This is a genomic window from Actinacidiphila paucisporea (assembly GCF_900142575.1).
Classification (GTDB): Bacteria; Actinomycetota; Actinomycetes; order Streptomycetales; family Streptomycetaceae; genus Actinacidiphila; species Actinacidiphila paucisporea.
Genome location: NZ_FRBI01000002.1, coordinates 665,638 through 676,636, shown reverse-complemented (window position 1 = coordinate 676,636; position 10,999 = coordinate 665,638). Strand labels below are relative to the sequence as shown.

The window sequence follows — 10,999 nt, the reverse complement described above, 5'->3', positions numbered from 1 at the left end:
GGGCCGGGTGCTGGGGCCTGTCGTGTGGATCTCCGCGGCGTCGCGGCGCCCGGCACGCACATCTGCCGCGTTGTCGTCAGTCGACGACGGCTCCGCGTCGCCTCCTTCCTCCGCCTTGCAGCTGCACGCACCGAGCACCGCTCCTTCCTCCACGGAGATCCGAACGACATGCCCTAGGAGGTGTAGGCCTCCAGTTCGGAGAGTTGGGCTGCGGGCCAGCCGGTGTTGCCGGTGACGGTGAGGCGCAGGTAGCGGGTGCTGGTGGGGGTCAGGGTGATGGTGGCGGTGTTGCCGGTGGCGGGGTTGAGGGTGTAGCCGGCGGAGGGTTTGAGGGTGGTCCAGGTGCTGTTGTTGGTGGAGCCGAGTACGGAGAGGGTTTCGGTGCGGGTGGCCCAGGCGGTGGCGGGGGGCAGTTTGATCACGACGCGGCCGACGGTCTGTGCGGAGCCGAGGTCGACGGTGATGGACTGCGGGAAGGCGTTGTTGGTCGACTCCCAGTAGGTGCTCGCGTTGCCGTCGACGGCGTTGGCGGCGGTGTAGACGTCGGCGTGGCCGGTGTCGGTCACGCTGCGGCCGCGCGCCAGGTTGCCGCTCGCCGGCGGCGTCGTCGTACCGCCGGTGGTGCTGCCGGTGGTGCCGCTGCTCGCACCGCCGGCCGTGGTGCCGGGGCCGCTGCCGGGCTGCGGCCAGCTGCTGCAGTCGCCCCAGGTGCCGTCCCAACCGCTGTTGCCGGAGCCCTTGTTGATCGTGAAGGCGGGCAGGTTCGCCGGGTAGGAGCAGTTGTAGACGCCGGTCGCGCCGGTGCCGGTGGCCGTCACGTTGCTGAAGGAGGCCGAGCCGGGCGTCTCGGCCTGCACCACCACGGTGCCGGTGCCCGTCGCGGTCGCGCCGCTGATCGTGACGCCGCTGACGGTGTAGCCGTGGCCGCCGCCGGAGACGAACTCGAAGTCGCTGTAGGGGCTGTCGATGAAGCTGGTGTTGCTGATCCGCACGTCGTTGCTGATGGCGTAGTCGTAGGAGTCGACCCGCAGCGCACCCATCGGGTGGCCCCAGTTGGGGTTGATGGCACCGGTGCGGATGAGGGTGTTGCCGGAGACGGTGACCGTGCCCGACAGCGGGTTGAAGGGCTGCAGGAAGGCCTGGTTGGAGATGGCGATGCCACTGCCGAGCGCGTTGGTGTCGGCGATCACGTTGTTGGAGGCGGTGTTGTTGCTGCCGCCGTAGATCGCGATGCCGTTGGCCAGGTTGGGCTGCACGATGGTGTTGCCGGCGAAGGAGTTGCCGGTGTCGGGCGAGCCCAGCGACCACATGGCGAGCGAGTCGTCACCCTGGTTGCGCAGGAAGTTGTTGGTGACGGTGACGTTGTGGGCGCTGCCGTCGAGGTTCAGCCCGTCGGCGGTGGTGCCGATGATGCGGCTGTTCTGCACCACCAGGTTGTCGTTGTTGCCCGTCAGCCACAGGCCGACCTTCTCGCGCTGCACCCACATCCCGGAGACCACCGAGTTCGGGCCGAGGCTGCCGGTGACGAAGTTGTCGGGCGAGTTGTCGTTGCGGACGCTGACGTCGCCGAAGACGGCGAAGTCGTAGAGCTTGGTGTTGCCGCCGGCCGAGCCCTGGTCGATGAAGTGCGAACTGTGCACGACCGAATACCAGTTGCCGGCGCCGCGCAGGGTGACGCCGTCCGCCGGGATCTGCGAGGTGACCTTGAAGTCGCCCTTGGGGATCCAGACTTCCTTGCCCTGCGCCTTGGCGTCGGATATCGCCTGCCGGAAGGCCTGGGTGGAGTCGCCGCCGCCGCCGGCGTCGGCGCCGTCGGTGACGACCGAGATCGAGTTCGCGGGCTGGGTGGCGGCGCCCGCGACCTGCTCGAAGTCGGCCACGTCGACGGTCGCGCTGCCGGTGTCGCCGGCGTCCAGCTGGAGCCTGACCTTGCCGCCGGCGGCCACGTTCTGGCCGAGCAGCAGCCGGGAGTCGTCGAAGTAGTGGTGCGTCTTGGCACCGGCGATCCAGCCGGTGTCCACGTACGAGTACTGCGAGGTGACCGCGAGCTTGCCGGCGATCTTGGCGCCGTTGACGTAGACCGACACGGTGCCGGAGGCGCCACGCGGCAGGTTCACCGCCACGTCGACGGCGTTGGCCGCCTTTCCGAGGGTGAATTCCACGTACTTGCCCTGGCCGCCGAGGGTGACCGCACGGCGGCCGGACGCCTCGGAGGCGACCGTCGACTGCGTGTAGTCCGGGCCCAGTTGCGACCCGTTGGTGGCGGCGGACTCGGCCTCGTACTCGGTGAAGGGTACGGTGGCGCCGCCGTTGACGGCGAAGGGGGAGACGGCCTGCGCGGTGGGGGCGGCGGTGGCGGTCTGGGTGCTCATGGCGAAGGCGAGTCCGCCGGCGGCGAGCGCGGCGGCGGTCGCCGAGGCGAGCCAGGCCGAGGTGCGACGTCTGGTGTCCATGCGGTGGGGGGGTCCCTTCTGACGGGAGTCGCTGGTGTGACGACCGACACCCTAGGGATCTCCACCTGACGCAGCAATATGTCGACCAGGTTTCGCAAAATTTGGATGACTTGCAGAGATTCCGCAAATTCACCGCAAGAATCTTGCGCCAGCTGTACTAGAATCGACGCCATGACACGACGACTTGCCGAGGTGGCAAAGAAGGTCGGGGTGAGCGAGGCCACCGTCAGCCGGGTGCTGAACGGAAAGCCCGGCGTCTCCGACGCTACCCGGGCCGCGGTCCTCACCGCCCTTGACGTGCTCGGATACGAACGGCCCACCCAGCTGCGGGGCGAACGCGCCCGGCTGGTCGGCATGGTCATGCCCGAGCTGCAGAACCCGATCTTCCCCGCTTTCGCGGAGGTGGTCGGTGGCGCACTCGCACAGCAGGGCTTCACCCCGGTGCTGTGCACCCAGACCGCGGGCGGCGTCTCCGAGGCCGACTACGTGGAACTGCTGCTCCAGCAGCATGTCTCCGGCGTCGTCTTCTTCGGCGGGCTCTACGCCCAGGCCGAGTCCCCGCACGACCACTACGCACGGCTCGCGGAACGCAACCTGCCGACCGTGCTGATGAACGCCGCGATCGACCATCTGGACTTCCCGCGGGTCTCCTGCGACGACGCGGTGGCCGTCGAACAGGCGATGAACCACCTGATGTCGCTGGGCCACCGGCGGATCGCCCTGGTGCTCGGCCCGCCCGACCACGTGCCGTCCCGCCGCAAGCTGGCGGCCGCCCGCCGGGTGGACCCCTCGGTCACCGTGGAGCACGCCCTGTTCACCCTGGAGGGCGGCCAGGCGGCGGCCAGCAGGCTGCTGGCGCGCGGCATCACGGCCTTCATCTGCGCCTCCGACCTGCTGGCGCTCGGCACCATCAGGGCCGCCCGCAGGCGGCGGTTGTCGGTGCCGGAGGACGTCTCGGTCATCGGTTACGACGACTCGTCGCTGATGAACTGCACCGAGCCGCCGCTGACCACCGTGCGCCAGCCCATCGAGGCGATGGGGCGGGCCGCGGTGGACCTGCTGGCCGGGGAGATCAGCGGCGCCTCGGTCGACCACGACGAGCTGTTCTTCGAGCCCGAGCTGGTGGTACGCGGTTCCACCGGGCCCGCCCCGCACCCGGCCCGCATCCCGCATCCGGAGGCCCGGACGAACGCGTAGCGAGGACCCCGCCGGGAGCGTCCGCGGGGCAGAGCGCGCAGCTCACCGTGCCGGGTGCCGGCGCGGTGGACCTGCGCGCTCAGTCGTCTCCGCAGCGTGATCAGCACACCGGCCCGTCGTGACCAAGTCGTGTCTTTGCGAAATTCACGCGACATCTTGCGGACATCTATCGGGTTAAGTACGTTGAGCCAACCCGAGACGGTGGCGCGCACCTGCGCCGGACATCAAGTGCATCATGCGCCGCGGGGGTCCCAGATCGCAGTCCAAAGACGCGCAGTGGTTCAGGGGAAGGGTTTGATCATGAGCAGAATCCGCTACCGCAGACTGGTGGCAGTCGCGCTGGTCGCAGGCATCGGATTGACCGGTGCCGCATGTTCCTCCAGCAGCAAGAAGGACGACAGCGGCAGCAAGGCGAGCAGCTCCAGCGCCGGTACTCCCTTGGACCCGAAGACCAAGGTGACGATCAGCGTCGACTGCATGCCGCCCACGACGAAGAAGCCCGAGCGCAAGCAGTGGCTGGACGACATCGCCGAGTTCCACAAGACGTACCCGAACGTGACCATCAACAGCAAGGACACGTTCCCCTGCGAGGACACGGACAAGTTCACCGCCCAGCTGCAGGGCTCGTCCGAGACCAACGTCTTCTACAGCTACGTCACCGACCTCAACCAGGTCCTCGACGCCGGCCAGGCCGCCGACATCACCGACTACGTCAACGACAAGACGGTGCCGAACCTCAAGGACATCGACCCCAACGTCCTGGCGATCCTGAAGGACAACGGCAAGCTCTACGGCCTCCCGACGACGAACTACTCGATGGGCCTGATCTACAACCGCAAGATCTTCAAGGACGCCGGCCTCGACCCCGACAAGCCGCCGACCACCTGGGACGAGATCCGCACCGACGCCAAGGCCATCCAGGACAAGCTCGGCAGCAAGGGCATCCACGGGTTCTTCGAGTACGGCGCGGGCAACCAGGGCGGCTGGCACCTGACCTCGGCGCTCTACGGCGCGGGCAACAACGTGGTCAGCGACGACGGCAGCAAGGCCGCGTTCAACGGCCCCGAGGCCACCTCGATCCTGCAGACCGTCCACGACATGCGCTGGGTGGACAACTCGATGCCCTCCAGCGCCGGCAAGGCGTGGGGCGAGAGCCAGAAGGCGATGGGCGCGGGCCAGATCGGCATGTACCTCGCCGCCCCCGACGACATCCAGCTCATGGTCCAGCAGTACGGTGCCAACTTCAACGACCTGGGCATGGCGCCGATCCCCGGCGGCAAGACCTCGCTGATGGGCGGCAACGACTACTTCTTCAAGAAGTCGGACTCCCCGGACCAGATCAAGGCCGGCATCGCCTGGATCAACTTCAAGTTCCTGACCCTGAAGAAGGGCCAGTTCAACTACGCGCGCAACAAGGCCGACGGCATCCCGGTCGGCCTGCCGCAGCCCTTCTTCTTCACCGGCCAGTCCAAGGCCACCGACACCGCGGACAAGTCCCAGTACGCGACCGTCCCGGTGCAGAACTACAAGTCCTACGTGGACGCGCAGGTGCCGGTGAAGGGTGAGCCGCCGAACGCGCAGAAGCTCTACACCGTGCTCGACACCGTGATGTCCGGCGTGCTGAGCAACAAGAACGCCGACATCAGCAAGCTGCTCTCGTCCGCCGAGACGCAGGCGAACCAGCTGCTGGCCGCCGGCCAGTAACAGCACAGCCCCCCGCGGGGGCCGGTCGGCGACCGGCCCCCGCGGCGGCACGGATCTCACGCACCGCTTCCAGCCGAGGAGCCTTCATGGCGGCGACGACCGTCCCCGACAAAACAACCAGGCGCCACGCCGGGCGCGCCGCAGGTCCTCGGGCCCAAGGCGGCCGGGGCGGCACGAGCCGCAGACTGAGCCAGAACATCCAGGCCTACGGGTTCCTCATCGGGGCGATCCTCTGCTTCGGGTTCTTCTCGTGGTACCCGATGGTCCGGGAGTTCATCATGAGCTTCCAGTCGACCAAGCGCGGCGTGACCACCTGGGTCGGGTTCAAGAACATCAAGACCGTCTACCACGACCCGTACTTCTGGACGGCGTGGAAGAACACCGGGATGTTCACGCTCTACGCCCTGCTGCTCGGTTTCGCGGTGCCCTTCCTCGTCGCGATCCTGCTCAACGAACTGCGGCACGCACAGGCCTACCTGCGCATTCTGGTGTATCTGCCCGTCATGCTCCCGCCGGTGGCGGGCGCACTGCTTTTCAAATACTTCTACAACCCCGAATACGGCCTGTTCAACCGTATTCTCAAGATCTTCCACCTGCCGACGTCGCAGTGGCTCGACTCGTCGCACACCGCGCTGATCTCGGTGGTCGTCGCGGCGACGTGGATGAGCATGGGAAGTGCCACGCTGATCTACCTGGCGGCGCTGCAGAACATACCCGGCGAGCTGTACGAGGCCGCCGACCTGGACGGCGCGGGCCTGTGGAGCAAGATCTGGCACGTGACGATCCCGCAGACCAAACTGGTCCTCTCGCTGATGCTGCTGCTCCAGATCGTGGCGACGATGCAGGAATTCACCAACGTGTTCCTGATGGCCGGCGGAAACGGTCCCGAGAATTCCACGATGACCGTGGTCTACATGGTCTACCAGTACGGCTACCACTACAACAATTTCGGTGGCGCGGCAGCGCTCGGCCTCTTCCTGCTCCTGGTGCTCGCCGGATTCTCCGGCCTGTACGCGCGGATCAACCGGAACAGCGACTAGGACGGATCACGATCATGGCAGATTTCTCTCCCGCGAACCGGACGCTGATCTCGTCCGCGACCCTGGCAAGGCCCCGGGGAAAGGTCATCTACTGGACCGTGCTGTCCGTGGTGCTCGTGGTCTTCACCCTGGTCTTCGTCGGACCGCTGTACTGGATGGTCACCAGCGGCTTCAAGTCCGTGCACGAGGTGCTCCACAACCCGCCGACCCTGGTGCCCAAGGACCCGCACCCGGCCAACTACAAGACGGCGTGGACCCAGCTCAAGCTCGCCCGACTGCTGTGGAACACCTTCTACTACGCCTTCGGCGCGCTGGCCTTCCAGCTGGTCTTCGACGTGACCGCCGCCTACGCGCTGTCCAAGCTGCGCCCGGTGATGGGCAACGTGGTGCTCGGCGCCATGCTCGCCACCCTGATGATCCCGTCGGCGGTGCTGATCATCCCGCAGTACATGACGGTGCTCGACCTGCCGCTGCTGCACCTCAACCTGATCAACCACCCCTGGGCGATCTGGCTGCCGACGGTGGCCAACGGCTTCAACATCTTCCTGCTCAAGCGGTTCTTCGACTCGATCCCGGACGACCTGATGGCCGCGGCGGCCATCGACGGGGCCGGGCCGATGCGCACCCTGGTGTCGATCGTGCTGCCGATGTCCCGGCCGATCCTCGGGGTGGTGTCGATCTTCGCCGTGGTCAACGTCTGGAAGGACTTCCTCTGGCCGATGCTGGTGGAGCCCGACCCGGCCAAGCAGCCGATCAACATCGGCATCAACTCGCTCTCGCAGGGCGTGCCGCAGAACGTGCTCATCGCCGCGCTCGCCATCTCCGCGCTGCCGACCCTGCTGATCTTCCTGCTCTTCCAGCGCAACATCATGTCCGGCCTGACCGCCGGCAGCCTCAAGGGCTGACCGGCCATGCCGCCGCGCAGCCTTCCGTAACGCTCCACCCCACAGCACTCCGCCGCCGGTCCCTATGCCCACATCCCCGCTCCCGGGGCCGGCGGCGGGGTCCCACCTGCCCGAAAGGACGTTGACGTGGCAGACACCCCTCAGCCCGAGGCCGACGAGAACTGGTGGCGCGGCGCGGTCATCTACCAGGTCTATCCGCGGAGCTTCGCCGACAGCAATGGTGACGGGACCGGTGATCTCGCCGGTGTGCGGTCCCGGCTGCCGTATCTGGCCGAGCTGGGCGTCAACGCTCTGTGGTTCTGCCCGTGGTATCCGTCGCCGATGGCCGACGGCGGCTACGACGTCGCGGACTACCGGGACGTCGAGCCGGTCTTCGGTACGCTCGCCGAGGCCGAGAAGCTGATCTCCGAGGCCCTCGCGCTGGGCATCAGGACGATCATCGACATCGTGCCGAACCACATATCCGCCGCGCACCCGTGGTTCCGCGAGGCGCTCGCCGCGGGACCGGGGTCTCCCGCGCGGGAGCGCTTCTGGTTCCGGCCGGGGCGCGGCGAGCACGGCGAGCTGCCGCCGAACAACTGGCCCTCGCAGTTCGGCGGCCCGGCGTGGACCAGGACCACCGACCAGGACGGCACGCCCGGCGACTGGTTCTTGAACCTCTTCGACTCCGAGCAGCCCGACCTCAACTGGAACCACCCCGACGTCCGCGCCGAGCACGAGGACATCCTGCGGTTCTGGTTCGACCGCGGCGCGGGCGGCGTGCGCATCGACTCCGCCGCCATGGTGTCCAAGGACCCCGGGCTGCCCGACCTGACCGACGAGCCGGGCGTGCCGCACCCGTACGTCGACCGGGACGAGCTGCACGACATCTACCGCGGCTGGCGGTCGATCGCCGACTCCTACCCCGGCGCGCGCATCCTGGTCGGCGAGGTGTGGCTGCCGGACGCGGAGCGCTTCGCGCGGTATCTGCGGCCCGACGAGATGCACACCGCCTTCAACTTCGACTTCCTGGCCTGCCCCTGGGAGCCGGCCAGGCTGCGTACGTCCATCGACACGACGCTGGCGGCGCACGCGCCGGTGAGCGCGCCCGCCACCTGGGTGCTGTGCAACCACGACGTGACGCGTACGGTGACCCGCTACGGCCGGGCCGACACCGGCTTCGACTTCGCCACCAAGGCCTTCGGCATCCCGACCGACCTGGAGCTCGGCACCCGCCGGGCGCGGGCCGCGGCCCTGCTCACGCTGGCCCTGCCCGGCTCGGTCTACCTCTACCAGGGCGAGGAGCTGGGGCTCCCCGAGGTCGAGGACATCCCGCTGGACAAGCTCCAGGACCCGATGTACCTGCGCTCGGCCGACACCAACCCGGGCCGGGACGGCTGCCGGGTGCCCCTTCCGTGGGGGGGTTCCGCGTCGCCGTTCGGGTTCAGCCCGGCCGGGACCACCGCGGAGCCGTGGCTTCCGCAGCCGGCCGACTGGGCGTCCCGTACCGCCGACGCGCAGGCCGCCGACCCGGACTCGATGCTCTCCCTCTACCGTGCGGCCATGCGGCTGCGGCGCGCGGAGGCCGGGCTCGGCGACGGATCCTTCGCGTGGCTGGACTCCGCTCCCGGCGTGCTGGCCTTCCGGCGCTCCCCGGAGTTCGTCTGCGTCCTGAACCTGGCGGACTCGCCCGCGCAGCTCCCCGAGGGCACGGTGCTGCTGGCCAGCGGGCCGCTCGCGGAGGGCCGCCTCCCGGCCGACACGGCGGTCTGGCTGCGGGGCTGAGCGGCCCAAGGGGGGCGCCCCTCGGGGGCGGGTGGGGGCACCCCCCAGGCGCCCCTTGGGGGCACCCTCTCCCCTGGGTGGAACCGCCGTGTGACCTGAGCGACAGCGATGTCGTCTAGGTGACGATTAGACTGGGGCGGTGCCTCAACTACGACTCGCCCTGAATCAGATCGACGCCCGCGTCGGCGACATCGCCGGGAACGCCGAGTCGGTCGTACGCTGGACCCGGCATGCGGCCGGGCAGGGAGCCCACCTGGTGGCCTTCCCCGAGATGATGCTCACCGGATACCCGGTGGAGGACCTGGCCCTGCGGTCGTCGTTCGTCGAGGCGAGCCGCAGCGCGCTGGTGGAGCTGGCCGGGCGGCTCGACGCCGAGGGGTTCGGCGAACTGCCGGTCGTCGTCGGCTACCTGGGCCGTAGCCAGGACGCCCGGCCGCGGTTCGGCCAGCCGGCCGGCGCTCCGCAGAACTGCGCCGCGGTGCTGCACCGCGGCAAGGTGGCGCTGCGGTTCGCCAAGCACCACCTGCCCAACTACGGCGTCTTCGACGAATTCCGCTACTTCGTGCCCGGCGACACCATGCCGGTGATCAGGGTCCGCGGGGTCGACGTGGCGCTGGCGATCTGCGAGGACCTGTGGCAGGACGGCGGCCGGGTCCCGGGCGCCCGTGCGGCCGGCGCCGGCCTGCTGCTGTCGGTCAACGCCTCGCCGTACGAGCGCGACAAGGACGACACCCGCCTGGAGCTGGTACGCAAGCGGGCCCAGGAGGCGGGCTGCACGCTGGTCTACCTGGCGATGGTCGGCGCGCAGGACGAGCTGGTCTTCGACGGCGACACCATCGCGGTCTCGCCGGGCGGCGACGTGATCGCCCGGGTCCCGCAGTTCTCCGAGGAGTGCGTGCTCCTCGACCTGGACCTGCCGGCCGCGCCCGCCGAGGCGCCGTCGGGCCGGGTGGCCGACGGCCTGGAGATCCGCCATGTGACGCTGTCCGAGGAGCCGGTGGCGCCGTACGCCCCGCAGTTCACCGGCGAGGTCGCCGAGCGGCTCGCGGACGACGCCGAGATCTACGGCGCGCTGGTCACCGGCCTGCGCGCGTACGTGGAGAAGAACGGCTTCCGCTCGGTGCTGATCGGCGTGTCGGGCGGTATCGACTCGGCCCTGGTCGCGGCCCTCGCGTGCGACGCGGTCGGCCCGGAGAACGTCCACGGCGTGTCGATGCCGTCGGCGTACTCCTCGGACCACTCCCAGGGCGACGCGGCGGAGCTGGCCCGCAGGACCGGGCTGAACTTCCGTACCGTCTCCATCGCACCGATGTTCGACGCCTACATGGCGTCGCTGTCGCTGACCGGGCTGGCCGAGGAGAACCTCCAGTCCCGGCTGCGCGGGGTGACGCTGATGGCGATCTCCAACCAGGAGGGCCACATCGTGCTCGCGCCGGGCAACAAGAGCGAGCTGGCGGTGGGTTACTCGACCCTCTACGGCGACTCGGTCGGCGCGTACGGCCCGATCAAGGACGTCTACAAGACCACCGTCTTCCGGCTGGCCCGCTGGCGGAACTCGGTGGCCGAGGCGAAGGGCGAGACCCCGCCGATCCCGGAGAACTCGATCAGCAAGCCGCCGAGCGCCGAACTGCGCCCCGGCCAGGTCGACACCGACTCGCTGCCCGACTACGACGCGCTCGACCGCATCCTGGAGCTGTACGTCGACCGCGACCAGGGCCGGGAGGCGATCGTCGCGGCCGGCTACGACGCGGACCTGGTGACCCGCATCCTGAAGCTGACCGACACCGCCGAGTACAAGCGGCGGCAGTATCCGCCGGGGACGAAGATCTCCGCGAAGGGCTTCGGCAAGGACCGCAGGCTGCCGATCACCAACCGCTGGCGCGAGGGCGAGCCGTCCTGACCCCGGGCCACTGCCGCTTTTGGCCGCGCTGAGCTC

The 10,999-nt window shown here is 69.0% G+C and carries 7 protein-coding genes; 6 read left to right on the top strand and 1 reads right to left on the bottom strand.

Translation table 11 applies throughout. From position 1 onward, the window contains the following. Window positions 1-173: 173 nt before the first annotated feature. Entirely contained in the window at window positions 174-2,453 is a 2,280-nt protein-coding gene (locus BUE44_RS06080; protein WP_073494469.1) for a galactose-binding domain-containing protein, read from the bottom strand. A 171-nt stretch (window positions 2,454-2,624) separates the two neighbouring features. On the opposite strand from BUE44_RS06080, the gene BUE44_RS06075 reads away from it, so the two are divergent. The 6 genes from BUE44_RS06075 (at window position 2,625) to BUE44_RS06050 (ending at window position 10,963) form a co-directional block, all read left to right on the top strand. Then, a complete protein-coding gene (locus BUE44_RS06075) occupies window positions 2,625-3,650 on the top strand; it encodes a LacI family DNA-binding transcriptional regulator (RefSeq protein ID WP_073494467.1) in 1,026 nt (341 codons plus the stop codon). Between the two features lie 300 nt (window positions 3,651-3,950). Beyond that, a complete protein-coding gene (locus tag BUE44_RS06070) occupies window positions 3,951-5,354 on the top strand; it encodes an ABC transporter substrate-binding protein (protein WP_073494464.1) in 1,404 nt (467 codons plus the stop codon). 86 nt (window positions 5,355-5,440) lie between these two features. Next, window positions 5,441-6,394 carry a carbohydrate ABC transporter permease gene (locus tag BUE44_RS06065; RefSeq protein WP_073494461.1) on the top strand — a complete coding sequence of 318 codons (954 nt, stop codon included), beginning with the start codon at window positions 5,441-5,443 and terminating at the stop codon, window positions 6,392-6,394. 14 nt (window positions 6,395-6,408) lie between these two features. Next, complete coding sequence (locus BUE44_RS06060) at window positions 6,409-7,299, top strand: carbohydrate ABC transporter permease (protein WP_073494459.1); 891 nt, start codon at window positions 6,409-6,411, stop codon at window positions 7,297-7,299. Between the two features lie 126 nt (window positions 7,300-7,425). Continuing rightward, on the top strand, window positions 7,426-9,063 hold the full coding sequence (locus BUE44_RS06055) for a glycoside hydrolase family 13 protein (RefSeq protein ID WP_073494457.1): 1,638 nt from the start codon (window positions 7,426-7,428) through the stop codon (window positions 9,061-9,063). Window positions 9,064-9,202: 139 nt separating this feature from the next. Then, the gene (locus BUE44_RS06050) at window positions 9,203-10,963 is read left to right on the top strand and encodes an NAD+ synthase (RefSeq protein ID WP_073494455.1); all 1,761 of its coding nucleotides are present in this window, start codon (window positions 9,203-9,205) and stop codon (window positions 10,961-10,963) included. Window positions 10,964-10,999: the final 36 nt, after the last annotated feature.

Excerpts from the sequence above, each read along its gene's own strand:
- BUE44_RS06080 (WP_073494469.1), bottom strand. The coding sequence starts at position 2,453 with ATGGACACCAGACGTCGCACCTCGGCCTGGCTCGCCTCGGCGACCGCC.
- BUE44_RS06075 (WP_073494467.1), top strand. The coding sequence starts at position 2,625 with ATGACACGACGACTTGCCGAGGTGGCAAAGAAGGTCGGGGTGAGCGAG.
- BUE44_RS06070 (WP_073494464.1), top strand. The coding sequence starts at position 3,951 with ATGAGCAGAATCCGCTACCGCAGACTGGTGGCAGTCGCGCTGGTCGCA.
- BUE44_RS06065 (WP_073494461.1), top strand. The coding sequence starts at position 5,441 with ATGGCGGCGACGACCGTCCCCGACAAAACAACCAGGCGCCACGCCGGG.
- BUE44_RS06060 (WP_073494459.1), top strand. The coding sequence starts at position 6,409 with ATGGCAGATTTCTCTCCCGCGAACCGGACGCTGATCTCGTCCGCGACC.